At 36.4% G+C, this 21,780-nt stretch carries 25 protein-coding genes; 17 read left to right on the top strand and 8 right to left on the bottom strand.

Translation table 11 applies throughout. From position 1 onward, the window contains the following. Nucleotides 1-26 precede the first annotated feature (26 nt). From A5819_RS13965 to A5819_RS13980, 4 genes are read right to left on the bottom strand one after another with little or no spacing between them, the layout of a single operon-like run. Nucleotides 27-665 carry an amino acid ABC transporter permease gene (locus A5819_RS13965; RefSeq protein ID WP_176271470.1) on the bottom strand — a complete coding sequence of 213 codons (639 nt, stop codon included), beginning with the start codon at nucleotides 663-665 and terminating at the stop codon, nucleotides 27-29. A 30-nt stretch (nucleotides 666-695) separates the two neighbouring features. Beyond that, on the bottom strand, nucleotides 696-1,394 hold the full coding sequence (locus A5819_RS13970) for an amino acid ABC transporter permease (protein ID WP_086279358.1): 699 nt from the start codon (nucleotides 1,392-1,394) through the stop codon (nucleotides 696-698). A gap of 47 nt (nucleotides 1,395-1,441) precedes the next feature. Beyond that, nucleotides 1,442-2,263, bottom strand: a complete 822-nt coding sequence (locus tag A5819_RS13975; protein ID WP_086279359.1) for a transporter substrate-binding domain-containing protein — start codon at nucleotides 2,261-2,263, stop codon at nucleotides 1,442-1,444. Nucleotides 2,264-2,295: 32 nt separating this feature from the next. Further along, nucleotides 2,296-3,024: an amino acid ABC transporter ATP-binding protein gene (locus tag A5819_RS13980; RefSeq protein ID WP_086279360.1), complete on the bottom strand. Its 729-nt coding sequence runs from the start codon at nucleotides 3,022-3,024 to the stop codon at nucleotides 2,296-2,298. A gap of 325 nt (nucleotides 3,025-3,349) precedes the next feature. Between A5819_RS13980 and racE the strand changes: the two genes are divergently transcribed. The 8 genes from racE (at nucleotide 3,350) to A5819_RS14020 (ending at nucleotide 10,842) form a co-directional block, all read left to right on the top strand. Next, complete coding sequence (racE, locus tag A5819_RS13985; protein ID WP_303393685.1) at nucleotides 3,350-4,171, top strand: glutamate racemase; 822 nt, start codon at nucleotides 3,350-3,352, stop codon at nucleotides 4,169-4,171. 13 nt (nucleotides 4,172-4,184) lie between these two features. After that, nucleotides 4,185-5,534, top strand: a complete 1,350-nt coding sequence (rph, locus tag A5819_RS13990) for a ribonuclease PH (RefSeq protein ID WP_086279361.1) — start codon at nucleotides 4,185-4,187, stop codon at nucleotides 5,532-5,534. A gap of 10 nt (nucleotides 5,535-5,544) precedes the next feature. Continuing rightward, entirely contained in the window at nucleotides 5,545-6,060 is a 516-nt protein-coding gene (locus A5819_RS13995; RefSeq protein WP_086279362.1) for a metallophosphoesterase, read from the top strand. Nucleotides 6,061-6,372: 312 nt separating this feature from the next. Further along, nucleotides 6,373-6,870, top strand: coding sequence for a cyclic-di-AMP-binding protein CbpB (gene cbpB / locus A5819_RS14000; RefSeq protein ID WP_086279363.1), 498 nt, complete (start codon nucleotides 6,373-6,375; stop codon nucleotides 6,868-6,870). A 62-nt stretch (nucleotides 6,871-6,932) separates the two neighbouring features. After that, entirely contained in the window at nucleotides 6,933-7,634 is a 702-nt protein-coding gene (gene dapD, locus A5819_RS14005; protein WP_086279364.1) for a 2,3,4,5-tetrahydropyridine-2,6-dicarboxylate N-acetyltransferase, read from the top strand. A gap of 181 nt (nucleotides 7,635-7,815) precedes the next feature. Continuing rightward, nucleotides 7,816-8,967, top strand: coding sequence for an efflux RND transporter periplasmic adaptor subunit (locus A5819_RS14010; protein ID WP_086279365.1), 1,152 nt, complete (start codon nucleotides 7,816-7,818; stop codon nucleotides 8,965-8,967). Beyond that, nucleotides 8,960-9,640 (top strand): ABC transporter ATP-binding protein, encoded by a 681-nt coding sequence (locus tag A5819_RS14015; RefSeq protein WP_086279366.1) that lies wholly within the window; start codon nucleotides 8,960-8,962, stop codon nucleotides 9,638-9,640. The genes A5819_RS14010 and A5819_RS14015 overlap by 8 nt, the downstream gene beginning before the upstream one ends. After that, a complete protein-coding gene (locus A5819_RS14020; RefSeq protein WP_086279367.1) occupies nucleotides 9,637-10,842 on the top strand; it encodes an ABC transporter permease in 1,206 nt (401 codons plus the stop codon). Before A5819_RS14015 ends, A5819_RS14020 begins: the two co-directional genes overlap by 4 nt. 59 nt (nucleotides 10,843-10,901) lie before the next feature. Here the strand turns inward: A5819_RS14020 and A5819_RS14025 are convergent, their stop codons facing one another. Next, nucleotides 10,902-11,066, bottom strand: coding sequence for a hypothetical protein (locus A5819_RS14025; RefSeq protein WP_176271433.1), 165 nt, complete (start codon nucleotides 11,064-11,066; stop codon nucleotides 10,902-10,904). Nucleotides 11,067-11,332: 266 nt separating this feature from the next. On the opposite strand from A5819_RS14025, the gene A5819_RS14030 reads away from it, so the two are divergent. Next, complete coding sequence (locus A5819_RS14030; RefSeq protein ID WP_086279368.1) at nucleotides 11,333-12,460, top strand: N-acetyldiaminopimelate deacetylase; 1,128 nt, start codon at nucleotides 11,333-11,335, stop codon at nucleotides 12,458-12,460. Nucleotides 12,461-12,498: 38 nt separating this feature from the next. On the opposite strand, the gene A5819_RS14035 is transcribed toward A5819_RS14030, so the two are convergent. Next, a complete protein-coding gene (locus A5819_RS14035) occupies nucleotides 12,499-13,431 on the bottom strand; it encodes a mechanosensitive ion channel family protein (RefSeq protein ID WP_086279369.1) in 933 nt (310 codons plus the stop codon). A gap of 140 nt (nucleotides 13,432-13,571) precedes the next feature. Between A5819_RS14035 and A5819_RS14040 the strand changes: the two genes are divergently transcribed. The 4 genes from A5819_RS14040 to A5819_RS14055 all read left to right on the top strand — a co-directional run bounded on the left by A5819_RS14040 (nucleotide 13,572) and on the right by A5819_RS14055 (nucleotide 17,395). Next, nucleotides 13,572-14,588 carry a branched-chain amino acid aminotransferase gene (locus tag A5819_RS14040; RefSeq protein ID WP_086279370.1) on the top strand — a complete coding sequence of 339 codons (1,017 nt, stop codon included), beginning with the start codon at nucleotides 13,572-13,574 and terminating at the stop codon, nucleotides 14,586-14,588. Nucleotides 14,589-14,737: 149 nt separating this feature from the next. Then, nucleotides 14,738-15,430, top strand: coding sequence for a DUF6612 family protein (locus A5819_RS14045; RefSeq protein ID WP_086279371.1), 693 nt, complete (start codon nucleotides 14,738-14,740; stop codon nucleotides 15,428-15,430). 158 nt (nucleotides 15,431-15,588) lie between these two features. Next, nucleotides 15,589-16,434 (top strand): glucosaminidase domain-containing protein, encoded by an 846-nt coding sequence (locus A5819_RS14050; protein WP_254907278.1) that lies wholly within the window; start codon nucleotides 15,589-15,591, stop codon nucleotides 16,432-16,434. A gap of 136 nt (nucleotides 16,435-16,570) precedes the next feature. Next, nucleotides 16,571-17,395 carry an aldo/keto reductase gene (locus A5819_RS14055; protein ID WP_086279373.1) on the top strand — a complete coding sequence of 275 codons (825 nt, stop codon included), beginning with the start codon at nucleotides 16,571-16,573 and terminating at the stop codon, nucleotides 17,393-17,395. Nucleotides 17,396-17,464: 69 nt separating this feature from the next. On the opposite strand, the gene A5819_RS14060 is transcribed toward A5819_RS14055, so the two are convergent. Both A5819_RS14060 and A5819_RS14065 read right to left on the bottom strand, forming a co-directional pair. Continuing rightward, nucleotides 17,465-18,184 carry a gamma-glutamyl-gamma-aminobutyrate hydrolase family protein gene (locus A5819_RS14060; protein ID WP_086279374.1) on the bottom strand — a complete coding sequence of 240 codons (720 nt, stop codon included), beginning with the start codon at nucleotides 18,182-18,184 and terminating at the stop codon, nucleotides 17,465-17,467. Nucleotides 18,185-18,355: 171 nt separating this feature from the next. Continuing rightward, entirely contained in the window at nucleotides 18,356-18,730 is a 375-nt protein-coding gene (locus A5819_RS14065) for a VOC family protein (protein WP_069644781.1), read from the bottom strand. A 174-nt stretch (nucleotides 18,731-18,904) separates the two neighbouring features. On the opposite strand from A5819_RS14065, the gene A5819_RS14070 reads away from it, so the two are divergent. From A5819_RS14070 to A5819_RS14085, 4 genes are all read left to right on the top strand, one after another. Further along, nucleotides 18,905-19,354, top strand: a complete 450-nt coding sequence (locus A5819_RS14070) for an NUDIX hydrolase (RefSeq protein WP_086279375.1) — start codon at nucleotides 18,905-18,907, stop codon at nucleotides 19,352-19,354. Between the two features lie 383 nt (nucleotides 19,355-19,737). Further along, the gene (locus A5819_RS14075) at nucleotides 19,738-20,184 is read left to right on the top strand and encodes a PTS sugar transporter subunit IIA (RefSeq protein WP_086279376.1); all 447 of its coding nucleotides are present in this window, start codon (nucleotides 19,738-19,740) and stop codon (nucleotides 20,182-20,184) included. Between the two features lie 12 nt (nucleotides 20,185-20,196). Beyond that, nucleotides 20,197-20,475, top strand: a complete 279-nt coding sequence (locus tag A5819_RS14080; protein ID WP_086279377.1) for a PTS sugar transporter subunit IIB — start codon at nucleotides 20,197-20,199, stop codon at nucleotides 20,473-20,475. A 31-nt stretch (nucleotides 20,476-20,506) separates the two neighbouring features. Further along, complete coding sequence (locus A5819_RS14085; protein WP_086279378.1) at nucleotides 20,507-21,766, top strand: PTS ascorbate transporter subunit IIC; 1,260 nt, start codon at nucleotides 20,507-20,509, stop codon at nucleotides 21,764-21,766. Nucleotides 21,767-21,780 lie beyond the last annotated feature (14 nt).

Below are 21,780 nucleotides of genomic sequence, written 5' to 3' on the forward strand. Positions count from 1 at the left end.
AGTTTTGCGGAACTTTTTTTAGTCGATTAAGCCCAATTTCTAGATAACCATCTGGAAAACTGAGAAATCGAAAAATTAATGACAAAATACATCAAGGCGACAAGGCCGTAAATTGCAAAAACTTGACTTGTTTGAGCATAGCGGCCCATCAATATATAAGATTTCCCGAAGAGCTCTTGCAGCGCAATAACGGAATATAAAAAACTAGTATCCTTAATTACCGTCACAAATTGTGAAACAATTGCGGGCAATACGTTGCGAATGGCTTGAGGTAAAACGATATATATAAGAATTTGAAAATTGCTAAAGCCTTGAGAACGGGCGGCTTCTTTTTGTCCTTTGTCAACACCATTTAAACCGCCACGGATAATTTCAGCTAAAGCAGCGGTTGTAAAAACAGTAAAGCTAACAATTCCAGCAGGAGTAGACTTTATTTTAAAAATCAAGAAAATAACATAGATCCATAGTAAATTAGGTATATTACGAACGATTTCGATATATAAACTAGCTAGAAACTTTAAAGGACCTTTTTTTTGATTTCTTAAAACAGCTAAAATAGTACCGAAAATCGTACTTAAAATAATTGATACAAAAGAAATGTAAAGAGTAAGCTTCAACCCATCGAATAAAAAGCGCAAGTTATTGCCGGTGAGAAGTTGACTCATTTGTTCTGAAAAAGACATATTTGCGACCTCCTATCTGGTATAAGCTTTCTTATTGTTTTCTTCTAATTTCCGAGCCAATTTAGCTAACGGGAAGCACAGGATAAAGTAAAGGAATCCTGCTAGCGCAAATGCCGGAATATAGTTTAGATTGATCGAAGACCAACTATTTGCTGTAAACATCACATCTGCTCCCGAAATAATCGCAACTGTTGAGGTATTTTTGATTAAATTTACGATTTGATTTGTAAGTGGCGGTAGCATAATTCGCCAAGCTTGAGGCAATACGACAAAGCGCATTGTTTTTCCATAAGAAAAACCTTGAGAATAAGCTGCTTCAAATTGCCCTTTAGGCACAGCACCGATCCCTGAACGAACAACTTCTGAGATATAGGCGCCATGATAAAGGCCCACACAAATGATCGCAATCGTTGTTGTCGAAAAAGTTAGCATTGGACTAATCAATGGAAAACCATAATAAACAACGATAAATTGAATCAACAATGGGGTGTTCTGAAAAAATTCAACATAAATTCGACTGATTAGATTCAATAATTTGTTGTGCATCGCAGAGAGGCTCCCAAAAAATATCCCTAATAACATCGCCACGATCAATGATCCGACCGCAAGTAAAATGGTATAAAGGAAAGCATCGCCAAAAAGTCTCCAGTCTTTAAGCAAAGCTTCCCAACGATAAAGCGCAAATGGCCCTGAATTCGCTATAATGAACATTTGATTTCCTCCCAAATTCTAACGAAATTGTATAGAATCGGGAAAAATTAGTCCAGATTCCACGTTTTGTAGATTTTTTCCAAAGTACCGTCTTTTTCCCATTTTTCAATGGATTTATTTAACTGATCGTTTAATTCCGTATTTGCTTTCTTCGTAGCGATACCGTATTCTTGTGGTGAGAAACCATCTTTCAAGATTTCGGTACTATCATCTACATAACCAGTTAAAATTGATTTATCTACTGAAAAAGCATCGATTCTTTTAGATGTTAAGGCTGTTTTTAGTTCAGGATATGAGCCTAGTTCTTGATATTTGAACGTTACACCCAAATCCTTTGCCTGTTTTTCAATTGCTTCTTTGGTCGTTGCGGATTGAACGACACCAATTGTTTTACCATCTAAACTAGCAGTGTCGGTAAATTTGTCAGCTTTTCTAACCAAAAAACCAACTTCGTCTTTATAATATGGCGTTGTGAAATTATAGGTTTCTTTGCGTTCATCTGTGATGGTAAACGTTGCGATCACCATATCCAGTTCGCCATTATCTAATAGAGGTCCCCGAGTTTTTGCGGTTACACCAACAAACTCAACATTATCTTCACTACCAGTTAATTCTTTTGCAATCAAGCGCGCGATATCTGGCTCCATACCTTCATTTTTATTCGTATCAGGATTCATATATCCAAAGTTCGGAACATCTTCTTTAACACCGACTTTAATTACACCAGCATCTTTGATTTTTTGAAGATCAGTCGTTCCTTTGTTACCAGAATCAGTCGAATTTTTATCTTCGCCACTGCCACAACCGACAATCAGGCCGAGTAATAACGCAAGAGACAATGCACCGAATAATTTTTTTGTTTTTTTCATTTGAAATTCCTCCTTAGGTCTATTTTATTGTATTAATTATGAATGATTTTACTTAAGAACTCTTTAGCACGTTCGTTTTCAGTGCTAGTAAAGAAATGTTCTGGTGTTCCTGTTTCGATGATTTGCCCATCATCCATAAAAATCACTTTATCAGCGACTTGACGAGCGAAACCCATTTCATGAGTGACGCAAATCATCGTAATATTTTGTTTAGACAAGTCAACCATTACATCTAAAACTTCTTGGATCATTTCTGGGTCAAGAGCTGAGGTTGGTTCATCAAACAAGATGATTTCCGGATGCATATTTAAGGCTCTGGCAATCGCGACGCGCTGTTGTTGCCCACCAGAAAGCTGGGCAGGATAGGCATTTGCTTTATCTGCTAAACCGACTCTTTCTAAGTATTCCATTCCTGTTTTAGTTGCTTCTTCTTTACTGACCCCTTTGACTTTTATGGGTGCTAATGTAAGATTTTGAATAATTGTTTTGTGTGCATAGAGGTTAAAACTTTGAAAAACCATTGCTACTTTTTGACGAACCTTTTGAACGGGAGCTTTAGGTTCTGTGATATCGATGCCATCGACTAATATGTGTCCGTCGGTAACTTTTTCTAAACGATTGATACAACGGATCAGAGTGCTTTTACCGGAGCCAGAAGGTCCGATGATGACAATTTTTTCTCCTTCGTTGACCTTTAAAGAAACATCTTTCAATACATGATGGTCCCCAAAATACTTATTTACATGTTCCAACGAAATCATGGCCATTCTCCTTTATGTATAAAATTATCACATCATTTATAATGATTGTTGATTTATCAGTGATTGAATAGATTGGATAAAAATGAAAAAAAGAACGTCAAAAAGTTAAACTGAGAAAATGATAAGAAATACTTATTAATGGATAGTATACGTAGTGTCTCTTATACACATCTAGATGTGTATAAGAGACAGCAATTTCAACACTAATAATCAAATAAAAAATTATTAGAGAAAGAATGATATAATAGAAGAAACGATAATAAAACTTGAAAAAAAACACCAAAAAGTAGAAAATAAGAGTGTTGAAAAAATACTGTAAAGGTTGATTGACTTGAATAATCATGAAGCAATAGGATTTATAGATTCCGGAGTCGGTGGACTTACGGTAGTAAAAGAAGCAATGAGGCAACTTCCGAATGAGCGTTTGATCTATCTTGGTGATACAGCACGCTGTCCGTATGGTCCTAGGCCGGCTGAGCAAGTCGTGCAATTTACTTGGGAAATGACCAATTTTCTTTTAGAGAAGAACATTAAAATGTTAGTGATCGCATGTAATACAGCGACTGCAGTTGCCTTAGAAGAAATCAAAGCTGAATTGGATATCCCAGTTGTAGGCGTGATTTTACCTGGTACAAGAGCTGCCTTAAAAGCAACAAAAAATAATCGTGTGGGTGTGATTGGAACTGCTGGAACCATCAAAAGCCGTGCCTATGAAACAGCATTAAAGAGTAAAGCACCGAATACATTTGTTTCAAGTTTGGCCTGTCCAAAGTTTGTTCCGATTGTTGAAAGTAATGAGTTTCACTCTTCTGTAGCAAAAAAAGTTGTATCAGAAACGTTAAATCCACTGCAATTGAAAAAATTAGATACATTGATTTTAGGCTGTACGCATTATCCGTTATTACGTCCTTTGATCCAAAATGTTATGGGTAGCCAAGTAAAATTGATTGATTCGGGGGCTGAAACGGTAAGTGAAGTCAGTATGTTATTAGATTATTTTGATATAGCGAATATGCCAAACTATGTTAATGAGCCAAATGAATTTTATACGACTGGATCAGCGAAAATGTTTAAAGCGATTGCTGATGATTGGTTAAATCTAGAAACTATAACTGTTGAGCAAGTTCGCTTACCTATTAAGAAATGAGGAGAAATGAATGATGATCAGACATGATGGAAGACAGGCGAAAGAATTAAGAAAAATCACCATTGAGACAAATGTTTACAAACATCCAGAGGGATCTGTCGTGATTTCTTTTGGTGATACCAAAGTAATTTGTTCTGCGACTGTGGAAGAAAAAGTTCCACCATTTTTAAGAGGTGAAGGGACTGGCTGGGTGACTGCAGAGTATAGTATGCTTCCAAGAGCGACAAATACAAGAAATATCCGAGAAAGTGCTAAAGGAAAATTAACAGGAAGAACAATGGAAATTCAACGTTTGATTGGTCGATCATTACGTGCAGTGATTGATTTGAAAAAATTGGGTGAAAGAAGTATTATCGTGGATTGTGATGTTGTCCAAGCCGATGGTGGCACTCGGACTGCAAGTATCACAGGTGCTTTTGTTGCGATGAAAATCGCAGTGGCTAAAATGCTGAAAAATGGCGACTTACAAGAAGACCCAATCAAAGAGTACTTAGCTGCCGTTAGCGCTGGGATTTTAAATGATGGCCAATGTGTTCTTGATTTGGACTATACAGAAGACTCAACAGCCGCTGTAGATATGAACTTGGTGATGACTGAATCAGGTAATTTTGTTGAGCTCCAAGGTACAGGGGAAGAAGCGACTTTTTCAGGCGATGAACTAAACTCGTTGTTATTCTATGGCAAATCCGGGATTGAACATTTGATCGCCTATCAAAAAGAAGCGTTAATGTATCAAACAAGTGAAAAGAGTTTTCCAATAGAAGATAGAACGATCGTGATTGCAACAAGAAATCCCGGAAAAGCCAAAGAATTCACGAAACTTTTCGCTGAAAAAGGCTATCAAGTAAAAACGCTATTAGATTATCCAGAATTACCCGATGTTGAGGAAACAGGGAAAACATTTGAAGAAAACGCCCGTTTAAAAGCAGAAACAATTGCTGCTATTTTAAAACAACCTGTTTTAGCAGATGATTCAGGTTTAATCGTCGATGCGCTAGATGGCATGCCAGGGATATTTTCAGCCCGTTTTGCTGGTGAACCAACGAATAATGCTGCAAACAACGCTAAATTACTACATGAATTAACTGGAGTACCTAAAGAAAAACGGACAGCGATGTTCCATTGTACGCTCGTATTTGCAGCACCAGATAAAGAGAGCTTAGTCGTAGAAGGCAATTGGGCAGGCGAAATCGGTACGATTCCGCGTGGTGATCATGGATTCGGCTATGATCCATTATTTTTTGTGCCTGAAGAGCAAAAAACAGCAGCAGAACTTTCGGATGAACGCAAAAATGAAATCAGCCATAGAGGGTTAGCTGTTGCCAAACTAAAAGATCAATGGGAAAATTGGTTGAAAAACTAGGAGGTTGTGCATGAAGTATTTAGTAGTAAGTGATAATCATGGTGATCGAGACATACTGGCTGATTTAGTTGCAAACTATCGAGGAAAAGTAGATAAGCTGTTTCATTGTGGTGATTCTGAATTGGAAGCTCACGATGTATTATGGAATGATTTTATCGTCGTGAGAGGAAATTGTGATTATAGTTCTGAGTTTCCTGATAGTATCGTGGAAAAAACAGATGAAGATACAATTTTTATGACACACGGACATTTGGCTAATGTGCGTTCTGGCTTGACTACTCTTGCTTTAAAAGCAGAACAAGTCAAAGCGACTATTGTGTTATTTGGTCATACGCATGAAATTGGTTGTGAGGTTCGGGCCAATGTTCTGTATTTGAATCCTGGAAGTATTAGCCAACCTAGAGGCGCGATTCAACTAAAATCATACGCGATCATTGAGAGCACGACAGATCGTTTTATCGTTCAATATTATGGACGAGATCACCAACCATTTAAAAAACTTCATTTTGTTTTTAATAGGAAATAATTAAATGGAGCTTGGGACAGAAGATATCAAATTCTAGCATATTTCATGCGTAGAGGTTAAAGAGATCGAAACGAAGTGTAGTCCCTGCTTCCGATCCACCGTCTATTCGAGATTAGCGTGTTTAACAAAAAGAGAACCGATTTTTGTCCCAAACACTGTTTTTACTTTTACCAAAAAGCAAATATGAAGAAACTAAGGTCAAATGTTAATTTTTTTTAAGAGTTATGAAAAAAGTTTGAATTTCAAGACATTTGCATCCGTTTTCTGTACAATGATAATTGTGGCAAAGAAAATGAAATGGAGGCACTCCAAATGATTGGAACTGCTGTAAAAGAATTATTATTAGAAAAACAAGAAACCTTTTTGATTCCTGCGGAAAATGTCGCAAACGTGATGTGCTTAAATCCGTTGAGTCATGCGTTATTAGTTTTATCTCAAGTAAAGTATTCAAAAATCCCTGTATTGGATAAAGGTGATCGCTTTGTAGGGCTGATCAGTTTATCTGATGTAGTGGATAAAATGTTTGACATTACATCTATTGACTTTGATAAATTAAAAGATTTTACTGTAGCAGATGTTATGGAAGTTAATGTACCAGTGATCGGTGAACAATGGGAGTTAGAAGATGTCCTTCACTTATTAGTGGATGCGGCTTTTCTTCCAGTTGTTGATGACAATCAATGTTTCAAAGGAATCATTACACGCAAAGAATTGTTAAAGGCGATCAATCATATGGCTCACGAGCTAGAACGTAAAAATATCATTTTACCAAAATCGGAAGGAGAGTCTAGAGAAATGAAAGTAATTTGATTTTTCTTCCCTTTTGTTCATTTTTTTGATAAACTAAACACCTAATTGAAGGGAGTTATTTGATGGACGCTTATGAAATTATTAACTACATCGGGAATGCTGAGAAAAAAACGCCAGTTAAAGTTACTTTAAAAGGTAAATTGAAGGAAGTTTCTTTTCCTGACGAAATACAAGCTTTTACTAATTGTAAAACGGGAACTTTATTCGGTGAATGGAATATCATCAAAAAGTTTTTAGAGGATAATAAAGAATACATTCTTGATTATGTCATCGAGAATGATTCAAGAAACTCTGCGATTCCAATGTTGGATATCAAAGAAATCAATGCCCGTATTGAGCCAGGGGTAACGATTAGAGATCAAGTTGAGATCGGCGATAATGCGGTAATCATGATGGGAGCCGTAATCAATATCGGAGCTGTGATTGGCGCTGGGACAATGATCGATATGGGCGCCATTTTAGGTGGACGTGCAACAGTTGGTAAAAACTGTCATATCGGTGCAGGAACTGTGTTAGCGGGTGTTATCGAACCACCAAGTGCAGAGCCAGTTGTAATCGAAGATAATGTCTTGATCGGAGCTAATGCAGTTGTCTTAGAAGGAATTCGAGTAGGGGAAGGCGCAGTTGTTGCTGCAGGTGCAATTGTTGTGGATGATGTAGCACCATATACAGTTGTTGCTGGTGTTCCTGCTAGAAAGATCAAAGATATTGATGAAAAAACGAAAAGTAAAACAAATATGATGGAAGAATTACGTAAATTATAATAACGATTAAAAGAGTGAGTCATAACTAGTAATAGTTTGGGCTCGCTTTTTTTTCGTTTAAAAATGGATTGTTATATTAAACTTGCAAATGTGTAAGCCGAATGCATGACTATTCAATTTTTTATTAGCTTGTTTCTAGCTATAATCGATTATATTAGATTAAGTAGGGGGAACAAGTATTATGAAAAGCAAAAAATTTAAATTAGTTATTGGTGGTATTTTAGTTGGAATCTGTGTAGGAAGCTATTTTCTATTTTTTTCCTCCCCTAAAAAAACTGAGTCTAGCTACAATGTTTTTACGTTAAATCAGTTAGATCCGTTACTTTTAAAGGGTGAAGTGAAAGCAGCACAAACAGAGGATATTTTCTATGATCAAGCATTAGGAACAATTACAGACATTCCAGTAAAACATGAACAAGAAGTGAAAAATGGTGATGTTTTACTTAATTATTTAAATGGGGAAGCTCAAACTAGAGCTGACCAACAACAAAGAACAGTCAATAAAAGTAGTTTATCAGCACAACAAGCATCACAGAATCTAAGTCGTGCGCAAACTCGTTATAACGAAGCACAAGCAAGTTTAAATCAAAGTAAAGCTGAGTTTGATAGAGAAGTAGATCCAGAAAAAAAGGAAGAGCTTAAAAGCAAGGTTGAACAACAAAAAACAGAAGTAACTAGTATAAATAACGAAGTAATCCAAGCACAACAAGCGCTAGATTTAGCTTATACGGAAGTAAACGATGAAGCAGCAGTGTTAGAATCAGAACAAGGAAAAGTTACGTCAACTGTTAAAGCGACAATTGATGGTGTTGCGATGGTCAATGAAGCAGGTAAAAAATCATTAGACCAGCCTTTGGTTCAGGTACTAAGTAAGACCAAACAAACTAAGGGGATTGTGACAGAATATGATTTAGCAAAACTAAAAACTGGACAAGAAGTCAGTGTAACATCTGTTGGTTCAAACCAAACAGCTCAAGGAAAAATCAGTTCGATCAATCAATTGCCTAAATCAAAAAATGGAACTGAATCAGAAATCCCTACCTACGAATTTATTGTGGAGGGAGACTTCCCATGGGCGTATGGTTCATCTGTCCAGGTATCGTTGCCGCAACCGCAACTCGTTTTACCTGAAAAATCAATTGTTACGAAAGAAGATAAAACTTTTGTATTCATCTATAAAAACGGTCGTGCAGTGAAGACTGATGTCAAAGTGGTGGATATGAATGGCGTTAAAAACGTGGAATCAGGTGTAACAAAAGGCACTAAAATCATTGGAAACCCAGATGACGTGTTAAAAGATAATACAGAAGTGCAGGTGGTTGAAAATGATTAAGCTTGAACAAATCAACAAATATTATGCTTTAGAAGAAGAAAAGTTACATGTTTTAAAAAATATCAACTTTGAGATTAAAGAAAAAGAGTTTGTTGCAGTTATGGGGCCGTCTGGTTCAGGCAAATCGACATTGATCAATCTGATCGGTTTTATTGATAAAAAATTTGAAGGGACGTATTTATTCGAAGGCAAAGAGATCACAGATTTCTCTGATAAAGAACTTTCTGCAATTCGTAATCAATCAGTAGGATTTGTGTTTCAAAACTTTAGTTTGATCGAAAATAACACAGTTTTTGAGAATGTCGAGTTACCGCTACTGTATAATGGTTCAGCTTATACAGATACAAAAAAGAGAGTCCAAGAAGTATTAGCAAAGGTTGGTTTAGCTGATAAAGGGAATAAATACCCAAAACAACTTTCAGGTGGTCAGCAGCAGCGGGTAGCCATAGCAAGGTCTATTGTGAACTCTCCAAGCTTTATTATCGCAGATGAGCCTACAGGGGCCCTAGATTCAAAAACCTCGGAAGATATCATGCAGTTATTTCAGGATTTGAATAAGCAAGAAGGTGTAACCATCATTTTGGTAACACATAATCCTGAGATGATCTCTTACTGTGATCGTTTGATTCGGGTCAAAGATGGGGTAATTGTTGAAGAGGAGCTGATCAAATGAAAAACTACGTCATTTGGAAGACAGCCTTAAAATCAATTTTAAAAAATAAAAAACGTAGCTTTTTAACAATGTTCGGTATTATTATCGGGATTGCTTCAGTGATCACGATCGTATCTATCGGTAATGGTTTTAAACGAGATATGATCGACAAAATGTCCATGACCAATACAAATGAAAATGTTAGTAATATTACGTTTAACTATTATGATGTTGCCAATGCTTTTAAAGAGGGCGAAGTTTTTAAAAAAAGTGATTTAGATTTAATTAAAAACATCAAAGGAATCAAAAAAGTAGCTTTTTACAAGCCTAAAATTATATTGACTGAACGTCAAATAGAGCTCTATGTTCGTGGTAAAAAGCTAACAAAAAAAGTAGAACGGGTTGAGCAAACATCAGCTCCATTGTTAAGTGGTCGTCAAATAGAACCTAAAGATAATGAAACGTTGAATAAAGTTGTGGTCGTTGATGAAGTGTTGGCTCAGAAACTGTATGGTGAGCCAGAAAAAGCGATTGGTAAAGGCTTTGAAGTCATGAATGAATTATTCACAGTCGTAGGCATCAAAGCGAGTGAAAGTGGCACTTTGTCCATGGAAAATCAAGCTCCGTTAGCATACTTTCCGATTAAAACCTATGATCACTACTTTAATAAACCAGACAGTCAATCAATCTTGGATTTGGAAACTGAGGCAGGTGAAGATAAAGCCAAAGTAACATCAGAGGTTTTAAAACAGCTCAACTTCAATGGGAGCATGAGAAATACTGGTGAGTACGAAGTATATAATCCCAAATCAGATATTGATCAAATGGGTAGCATTTTAGATAATCTAACACTCTTTATTTCTGCTGTCGCTGGTATTTCGTTGTTTATTGCAGGGGTGGGTGTTATGAATATGATGTACATTTCTGTTTCAGAACGTACGAAAGAAATTGGTATTCGCCGAGCTTTGGGGGCAACAGAAAAAGATATCAGAAAACAATTTTTAGCTGAAGGGCTAACATTGACACTGCTTGGCGGGATGATCGGTTATTTACTGGGAATGATCTTAGGCGTTGTTTCGTCGATCTTTCTACCATTCGCAGTACGTCCAGATTTGTTTACAATTGGACTAGCTGTAGGAATTTCAGTTCTAATCGGTGTCGTCTTTAGCTACATGCCGGCATCAGCCGCATCTAAGAAAGACTTGATTGATATTATGAAATAGTCTAAATAAAGCCAACTAAATGAAATTTTAGTTGGCTTTTTTATCAATGTCATATGTTGTTATTTCCTCTGTAATTGATCATCGAGTACGGAAACGGCTTTTGCTAAGAAATGATTGTTCAGTTCTAGTTCTGATTCAGAATACTCTTGTGCTAAACGCAACATCGCAGTATCTAATGGTTGATAGGCATTTTTTATTTTTTCTTTATCGTCATACGTCGGCACAATAATCACACGCCTTCGGTCAATTGAAATCGTATGGTTCGGTGGTTATAAGCCTTCATGGGTTCCCGTAAGCCCTGAGAATAAGCTAAAAGGAATTGATTTAGAGAAAATTAGTGAATTTGCTCAACGCTATTTAGAGCACTTATAAAAGCTGAATCAGGTTAAATTTGCTAAAAGTCAAAAAATAATTCTTAGTCAAGGATTGACAGAAGAATTATTTTATTCAACAATAAGATATAGAGAAATAGAAAAGAGGCAGATGAACAGTGATTCAAGAACAATTGATCGAGATTCGCAGACAACTTCACAAAATACCAGAAATTGGACTAGAAGAAGAAAAAACACAAAAACGCTTATTAGAAATTATCTTGTTGATTGATAAAGAGTTTATAGAGTATAAAACATGGCGAACTGGAATCATGGTTTTTGTTCATGGCAAAAATCCCCAAAAAACGATTGGTTGGCGAGCTGATATTGATGGTTTGCCAATTGCTGAAGAGGTCCTATCTGATTTCCAATCTGAACACGAGGGATATATGCATGCTTGCGGACATGATTTTCATATGACAATTGGTTTAGGCTTGTTGGAACAAATGTCAGTTGAACAACCTGAAAATAATTACTTATTTTTATTTCAGCCAGCAGAAGAAAATGAAGCTGGTGGTATGTTGATGTATGAGGCAGGAGCTTTTGGTACTTGGTTACCGGATGAATTTTATGGGTTACATGTAAACCCAGAGTTACCAGTTGGGCAAATTACAACGAAGATCGGCACACTATTTGCAGCAACTTGCGAAGTTCAAATCACTTTAACGGGGAAAGGCGGCCATGCAGCGTTTCCTCATGCTTCAAATGATATGATCGTAGCTGGAATGAGTCTGGTTCAACAAGCTCAAACAATCGTTAGCCGAAATGTTAATCCAGTTGAGGGAGCGGTAGTCACTTTTGGTACCTTTCATGCTGGTTCAGCGACCAATGTGATTGCAGGAGAAGCCACAATATCCGGCACAATTCGGACATTAACAGAAGAAATGAACCAATTGACTCAAATCAGAATCAGAGAAATTGGTGAAGGAATTGCAAAGTCATTTAACTGCGAGGTCGTTGTATCATTAGATCAAAAAGGTTATGTTCCTGTAATTAATGATCCGCAAACAACAGAAAAATTTATCTCCTTTATGAAACAAGAGCCTGATGTTGTATTTGAAGAGGCAGAAGTGGCTATGACGGGGGAAGATTTCGGGTATTTATTATCTAAGGTTCCTGGCACAATGTTTTGGCTCGGAGTTGATAGTCCTTATGGTCTACATTCTGCTAAGTTTGAACCAAAAGAAGCAGCAATTCCATTTGCAGTAGAACATATCAGTCATTTTTTGAAATTTTTAGATAAATAGAAAGATGATCCTGACTGTAAAAAGTCAGGATCATCTTTTCACTTTAATGTAATCGGTGTATTTGGAATGGTGAAGTTTGCTTCAGATAGTTTTTTTACATACTGCGCTAAAAACTCTTCTCTAATCGGTGCTTGTTTTCCGTTTAAAACGTACATGGTTGTACGAACGGCAAAATTTCCATTTCCTAAATCAACCATACCAAAAATCGTTGGACCATTTTGAATGATCTCAGCATATTTTTCTTTCAATTCTTGATTGACTTGATCAATAAGCGCTGTGATTTGATCATAGCCTTCATCTGGCATGATGCGCACATCAATCAGAACTTGCATGTTTGATCTAGAAAGGTTACTGATTGTGGTGATGTTTCGATTAGGAATAAAATGAACAGTTCCATCTAATGCTTTCATCTGTGTTGTTCTAAGGCCAACAGCAGTAACTGTTCCCTCAATGCCAAGAGCAGTTAAACGTACATAGTCGCCAACATCCATTTGTTGTTCTAAAATGATAAAAAAACCAGTGATAATATCATTCATAAAGCCTTGTGCGCCCAAACCAATTGCCACACCAGCAATCCCAGCTCCTGCAAGGAGTGAACCGACAGGAACGCCAATCACGGTAAGTAGTGAGTATGTGAAAAAGAAAAAGAGCGTGTATTGAAAAGCGTTATTGATCAGTGTATGTAGTGTTTTCAAACGACTTTCACTGAACGATTGTTTTTTACTGTAGTTGCCATATGTTTTATCTATAAGTGTTTTACCTATCCGGTTAAGCAGGGCAAAAAGTAAAATAAGAAATAGTAGGTAAATCACTTTTTCAATCAATGTTGCAATAATTTGATCCCAATTGATTCCATTCCAAAAGCGTTGCAGTGCATTGACTTTGTTTTCAGTGACAGCTTTGATATCAAGAGCAGAATCCATGGTACTGTCAACCGTTTTACTGGATCCTGATTGGCCAAGAATAAACAAGAAAATCCCAACTTTCTTTTTTAGCGATAATTACTCTATCATTATACTTGAATTTGAAAAAAGATGTCATTATTTCTGTAAAAAGCTTAACAAATTCATTGGAAATGTGTTACAATATTCTGAAAATAAGGAGTGATCGTATGACAATTGATTGGGATAACTTAGGCTTTGATTATATAAGAACACCATTTCGCTACATTTCAACTTGGAAAAATGGCCAATGGGATGAAGGAACGCTAACAGAAGATAATACATTGCATATTCATGAAGGTTCAGCAGCCTTACATTACGGACAGCAATGTTTTGAAGGGCTAAAAGCTTATCGCTGTAAAGATGGATCGATCAATTTATTTAGAGTGGAGGAAAATTCTAAACGAATGAATCGTAGTGCTAAGCGATTATTGATGGCTGAAGTTCCAGAAGCTAAATTTATCCATGCAATTGAAGAAGTGGTAAAAGCGAACGAGGCATTTGTTCCGCCATATGGTAGTGGTGCTACGTTATATATTCGCCCGCTTTTGATCGGTGTTGGAGAAGGAATCGGTGTAAAACCTGCGCCTGAGTATCTATTTACAGTTTTCTGTATGCCTGTAGGTGCTTATTTTAAAGGAGGTTTAACACCAACGAACTTTATCTTTTCCGATTATGATCGTGCTGCACCTCAAGGAACTGGAGCAATTAAAGTTGGTGGAAATTACGCAGCTAGTTTTATGCCTGGCGAAGAAGCCAAGGAAAAACACTTCTCAGATTGTATTTACTTAGATCCCAAAACACATACTAAAATCGAAGAAGTCGGTTCTGCTAATTTCTTTGGAATCACTAAAGATGATCGTTTCATTACACCGTTATCACCTTCAATACTACCAAGTATTACGAAGTATTCGCTACTTTATTTAGCGGAGAATAATCTTGGAATGGAAGCAGCAGAGGAAGATGTTTATATTGATTCTTTAGATCAATTTAAAGAAGCTGGTGCTTGTGGAACGGCTGCAGTCATCTCGCCAATCGGAGGGATTCAAACCTATGATGACTTTCATGTATTTTACAGTGAAACAGAAGTCGGTCCAGTAACACAAAAACTTTATGATGAGTTAACTGGTATTCAGTTTGGAGATGTAGCTGCTCCAGCAGGCTGGATTAGAAATATAAACGTATAACAAATAAAAAAACGTCAAAGCGAACTTTGACGTTTTTTTATTGAGTCAAGACAATTTGGAAAAGCACTCGTATTTTGAATTTAGGTTTAGTATAATAAAAACTAGGGGATTATTTTAATCAATATACTATAAAGAGTTGGGGAGTTTAGATGAAAAAATTTGTTTTGGTTTTTGTATTATTAGCAACGTTGGTTGGCTGTAATAAGCCACTTACGAAAGAAGCAACACTTAAGCGGATGGACGCGAAGGAAGGTAAGATAGACAGCTACTCATTAGATATGGATCTTAGTGTGAAAGTGAGTGCCTTAGGACAAAAAAATAACTCAGCTGTTGAAATGAGTTCAGAAGTCGATCGCAAAAATAATGCGTACAGCATTGATTCAACCAATGCAGATGGAGAAGAACTTGAATTTATCATTAAGGATGGTAAAGCATATTTAGAAGATCGACCTGGCGTTTGGAAGAAAACAGCAAAGGTTGATGCCAAAGAATTTAGCAACCAAGCTGATTATAGTGTGCCATTAGAATTACTTGGGTTAGTATCAGAAGATCTAGGGTTTGAAACGACGGATGATGAGTATCATTTCATGTATGATGGTTATGATAAAAAATTATATAAAACATTGAAAAAATATTATAATATTTCATTTACAGGTTTTGACACGGAGGATGATCTGAGGATTACAATGAATGTAAGTGTTGATAAAAAAACATTTAACGTAAAAGAAATGGTAACAAAGGTTATCGGTGAAAATAAAAAAGGGAAAGTCATTGTCAGTATTGACTCAGAGTTTGATAATTTCAATACAATTGAAAAAATAGAGTTACCCGAGGAAGATTAATTTTAAACCAATCAAAAAAGAAAACGACGAAGTCATTCGTTGTTTTCTTTTTTTTGTACTTAAACAAGAAAAAATAGAAAATAGGACTATTTTTGATCAGAAAGGGAATTAAATGCGTATTACTATTTTAGAAGAATGATCAAGAATAGGAGATGCTCATGAAAAAGAAAGTGTTGTTTACAATTTTAATGATGATTACAATAATATTACCAAGTTTGGCTGTTGGTGCACCGATTAAAGAGCTGCAACGATTTCAAACGGCAGATTCATCAAACTATTTGGAAAACCTCAATGAAGAGATAAGGGAAAATCAACCTGTAAAAGAAGAACAAGCAGTTGAACCGCTCGCCTTAGCTTTAGCTGACAAGACTTTTGAGAAGGGGAATGAGGGAGTGGATACAGCGTTATTTATCAAAAATCAAAGAATAGAAGAATTTATTCAGGTTATTAGTGGTTTTGCTGAAAGGCTTGCATCTAAATATGATTTGTATGCTTCGGTGATGATTGCTCAAGCAATTTTAGAATCAGGAGCTGGCAGTAGTCGTTTATCCGAGGCGCCATTTTACAATTTATTTGGAATTAAAGGGGATTATGAAGGCAGATCAATAGTCATGAAGACGCAAGAAGATGATGGAGAAGGTCATTTCTATATTGTTGAGGCACTATTTCGGCAATATCCGTCATATGAAGAATCTTTAGAAGATTATGCACGCTTGTTAAAAGAGGGATTAATTGGAAATTCTGAGTTTTATAAAGGTACTTGGAAAAACGAAACTAACAATTATCGGGAAGCAACTACTTTTTTGACTGTAAAATATGCTACGGATATCCAATATGCTGAAAAATTGAATCAATTGATTGCAGTTTATCAATTAACGAATCATGATGAATATAGTAAGGAAGAAGTCAATAAACTACAAAAAGATAAAGGGTTAGCAATTGATAAACTGAAAAAGAGTGAGTACCCTTTAAACATTAATACGCTACGCGAGCTGGCCAATTAGAGTAAACAGTTAGTAAGTCTTATGTTTAACGGAAAGGTAAAAGCTAATCTCATATAATCTACATATTTTGCTTCTGATATTTTAAGGAGTATACTAAAAGTAGTGGTACTTTTTCAAAGAAAGGAATGAAAAAAAGATGTCATTTAAGAAAACAAAAGAGTTAGCGAATGGTTCAATTATTCCGCGTTTAGGTTTAGGGGTCTGGCAAGTGAAGGACGGAGCAGAAGCAGTTGATTCTGTAAAATGGGCTTTGCAAGCTGGTTATCGCTTGATCGATACTGCTGCAGCGTATAAAAATGAAGTCAGTGTTGGTGAAGGGATTCGAGCATCAGGTATTCCAAGAGAAGACATTTTCGTAACAACAAAATTATGGAATGCAGATCAAGGCTATGAGTCAACGCTAAAAGCGTTTGATGAAAGTTTAACAAAACTTGGTTTGGACTATGTTGATCTCTATTTGATCCATTGGCCTGTAGAAGGTAAATATAAGGATTCTTGGCGTGCTATTGAAGAGATCTATCAAAGTGGTCGTGCAAAAGCGATTGGGGTCTCAAACTTCCATGAACATCATCTTAAAGAGTTGTTGAAAGAAGCTAAAGTCGTCCCAATGGTTGATCAGATCGAGATTCATCCTACATTGACACAAGAACCATTACGTAAATTTTTATCAGAGAACAACATCGCAGTTGAAGCGTGGTCTCCATTAGGACAAGGTAAAATTTTAGAAAATCCAACGTTAGTTGAGATCGGGAAAAAATACAATAAAACAGCAGCTCAAGTAATCATCCGTTGGCATTTGCAAAGTGATATCATCGTAATTCCAAAATCAGTTCATGAGGAACGGATTAAACAAAACTTTGATGTTTTTGACTTTGAATTAAGTGGAGCAGATATGGAACGAATCAACAACCTGAATACAAATGAGCGTTTAGGTCCTGATCCAGATAATTTTGATTTCTAAATCAAAATAGACTAATTAAAAAGTACGGTAGAAGATCGATAGTTGTCGACTTCTTACCGTACTTTATTTTTATAATTGATTCACAAAATAGTCGAATAATTTAAATTCCTTAGAATCGACTTCATAGCGAAGCTCCGGGTGCCATTGAACGCCTAACAATCGTCGGCTCGCATCGATCGCTTCAATGCCTTCTACGATCCCATCTGCCGATTTTGCAGTGATTTTTAGAGACGATGCCAACGTGTTGATTGCCTGATGATGATAAGAATTGACACGGTATGTTTGTCCAAATACTTGATACAGAGTGCTGTCTTTTTCAATTTGAATACTGTGAGTTGCGAATTGTGGTTGTGTAGGTTGCTGACCATGTTTTATAGTCCAGTCAGTGTATAACGATAAATCTTGATATAAAGTACCGCCTAGCGCAACATTGATTAATTGCATGCCGCGGCAAACGGCAAAAATCGGTTTATGTTGTTTGATCGCTTCTTTGATTAAAGCCAATTCAAAGAGATCACGATTTCGATTTGTTTCTTCAAGTTTAGGATGTGGCTCTTCTCCAAAGAAATCAGGAGAAATATCTTGTCCCCCTGCTAACAATAATTTGTCGATTTTAGAAATATAGGCAGCAGCAGTTTCCTCTGCACCAATAGGTAAAACGATAGGTAATCCGCCTGCATTTTGAACAGCTGTCACAAATCCTTGTGGTGTATAACTCACATGGTTTCCGTTAAATACATCAACCGATTGAATAATTTGATTTCCAGCAATACCGATAGTTGTTGTCATTTGATCACGTCCTCAATTAATATGTAGAATAACAGTGTATCACTTTTTCAAAAAATAAGGTTACAAATCAACTTTAAATCAGTTGCAATTAGTTAAGTACGATAATTAGTCAAAAAGAAACAGCCACTCACACCTTAGGTAAGACCTAAAAAGTAAGTAACTGTTTTTAGACTAGCGAGTACGAATAACTTCGATTTTGTAGCCATCTGGATCAGTAATAAAATAATATGATGGCGGAGTTCCTGGTAAACCTTTCATATCTGTAACAGTGAAACCAGCATTTTTTTGTTCTTCATGTAGCTTCTCAATTTCATCTGTGCTAATAGCGATATGACCGTAACCGTCTCCTAAATTGTACGCTTCATGGTCATAATTATACGTTAGCTCTAGTTCATAACCGTCACCAGGTAAAGTTAGGTAAACTAAAGTAAATTTATGTTCTGGAAAATCACGACGACGGCTTTCTTCAAAATTGAATGCTTTTTGATAAAACTCCAACGACGCTTCTAAATCTTTGACACGAACACACGTGTGAGCCATTTTCATATGAGTTATCTTCCTTTCACAAATGGATAATTATCGCAGATCATTACAAAAATCTGCAGATATTTTTATAGTAGCATAGACTTTATGGAAAATGTGAGTAAAACGATAAGATAATACTTGTTCATGAGAAAATTCTCATGTAAAATTAGGTTAAACGATAAGGGAGTTGTTTTTATGGAAACACCGTCATTCGGTGAAAAATCGGAAACAATAGTATATCAAAAAAGGCTGGGTGCTTATATTATTGTATCAAGAAGTAATGGTGCAGAAATAGTTTTAGTTCAAGCACCAAATGGAGCTTATTTTTTACCGGGCGGCGAAATTGAACCAGGCGAAACAAAAGAAGTAGCGATTCATCGTGAAATGCTCGAAGAACTAGGGGTAGAAGTGGTGATTGGTGATTATCTGGGACAAGCAGACGAATACTTCCATTCAAGACATAGAAGTACCGATTATTATAATCCAGGTTATTTTTTTGTTGCAGATAGCTGGAAACAAGTATGTGAACCACTGGAGAAAACCAACACGATTAGTTGGGTATCCGTGGAGCAAGGAATTGAGTTGCTAAAGCGCGGTAGTCATAAATGGGCTGTGCGACAATGGCAAGCAGGGCAACAAAAATAAGAAAATAGAGTTAAGAAAGCAAATCGAGGCTGATTTGTTTTCTTTTTTTTGAAAATGAAAACAATTATGGAAAAATCATGAGAAAATACAATCGATTTCTTGAATTTAAACGATTCGGTTCAATTATTGTTTATAAGAAATCTATTTATTGAAATGAATAAGTCGATCAAGAAACCGTTTGATCGAGATATATGACATTTGATGAATCCTTTTTATCAGATAGCTGATTTTGTTGAACTTTCTTGATTTTCAAGACCACTCTTTGTTTCAGAGGTAAACAAAATAAGGAATCAAAAGAGATTGAAACCCTTTCATAAACAGCTTATATTGAAAAGGAACCAATAAGTCGTACGCTTGGTGAATTTCAAAAGGGGTGTTGCATATTGTTAAGTGAGATGATAAAACCAGAATTTATTCAGCTAAACGTTGAAGCGTTAGATTGGGAGGATGCGATTAGAAAATCTGCCGAACCTTTACTCAATGGAGGAAAAATCACAGCTGACTATATCGAAAAAATTATTGAAACAACACAAACGCTTGGACCTTACATTGTAGTCACAAAACATGTTGCACTACCTCATGCGCCTACACAATGTGGTGCACTTGATTTAGCAATGGGAATTACAACGTTAAAAAATCCTGTTGTGTCTGGTAATGAAAGTAATGATCCTGTTAAGTATCTTTTTTGCATGAGCGCTAAAGATAGTGAGACGCATCTAGAGTCAATGGCTGAGCTAGTTAATTTATTAAGTGATCAACGTTTTTATCAGATTTTAGACACAGCGGAAAAACCAATGGATATTTTAGACTATATCATTAAAACAGAATAGGAGATGAGACGTATGCATAAAGCACTTGTAGCATGTAGAGCAGGAGTAGGTTCAAGTTTGATGTTAAAAATAAAAACAGAGCAGGTCATCAAAGAAAATGGGTTTCCAATTCAAGTTGAGCATTCCTCATTAGATGCAGTATCGGGATTTGACGGTGACTTATTGATTACTTTAGCGGATGTTGCTAAGGAGCTAGAAACACAGGGGTTAAAACAAACAATCATTGGCATCAATAACATAGTAGATAAAGTCGAGATTGAAAGTAAATTAAGTCATTTTTTGACTAGCTGACACCGCTTTACACATAAGGAGATGAAAAAAAGTGGATTTTATTATTAGTTTTTTAAGTACACCAGCAATTTTGCTTGGTATTGTTGCCTTTGTTGGACTTGTCGCTCAAAAGAAGACAGGAACAGAAATTTTAACTGGAACCTTCAAAACGATTATCGGCTTCATGGTTTTTAGTGCGGGTGGTGCATTGATGACAGGTGCTTTGCAAAATTTCAATAAACTGTTTCAAACAGGGTTCAATATTGTCGGCGTTGTTGCTTCACCTGAGGCTGCAACTGCTATGGCACAAGAGCAATACGCTTTGGTGACATCTTGTACGTTGATTTTAGGATTTGTAATGAACTTAATTTTTGCGCGGATCACACCAATGAAAAATATCTTTTTTACAACGGGTCATAGTTTATTTTTCGCCTGTGTTCTGTCTTTGATCATCAAATCCCACGGCATTTCAGATATTGCAGCAATTATTATTGGCGGAACGATCTTAGGATTTTGTTCAGCAGCGTTGCCTCAGCTATGTCAACCTTTTATGCGAAAAATTACTGGGAGTGATGATGTTGCGATCGGCCATTTTAATATGATTGGTTACTCATTGTCAGGCTATATTGGTAAACTGTTTAGTAAACATGAAGATAAAAGTACAGAACATATCAATTTTCCTAAATGGCTCTCTTTTTTCAGAGACTTTTTAATGGGTGTTGCAGTGATTATGTTGATTCTATTTTATGTATCCGCTTTAAAAGCTGGTCGTGATGTTACACAGGAATTGGCTGGAACTACTCACTGGTTAGTTTTCCCAATGATTCAAGCATTTACATTTACTGCAGGAATGTCAATTTTAATGACAGGTGTCCGGATGTTTTTAGCGGAAATTACAGCAGCGTTCGTTTCAATATCAGAGAAGTTTATTCCAAATTCTCGTCCAGCTCTAGATGTACCAACGGTTTTCCCATATGCTCCAACAGCCGTGATCGTAGGTTTTCTGTCAGCATACGCAGCCGGACTCGTTGGTGTAGCAATCATGGTGATCTTTAAATTCCCAATTGTGATTATTCCAGCAGCTCACATTTGCTTTTTCTCTGGAGGAACGGCTGGTGTTTTTGGAAACTCGACTGGCGGCTGGCGTGGTGCTGTTGCAGGATCATTTATTGTTGGGTTATTACTAGCATTTTTGCCAACGATTCTTTATCCGGTTTATGGCAGCATGGGCTTAGAAGGCTCGACTTTCCCTAATATTGATTACAATGTAATCGGTATTTTTATTGAAAAAGTATTAAATCTATTTTCTTAATTGAATAGATTGGA

It is taken from the genome of Enterococcus sp. 7E2_DIV0204 (assembly GCF_002140855.1).
GTDB lineage: Bacteria > Bacillota > Bacilli > Lactobacillales > Enterococcaceae > Enterococcus_L > Enterococcus_L lemimoniae.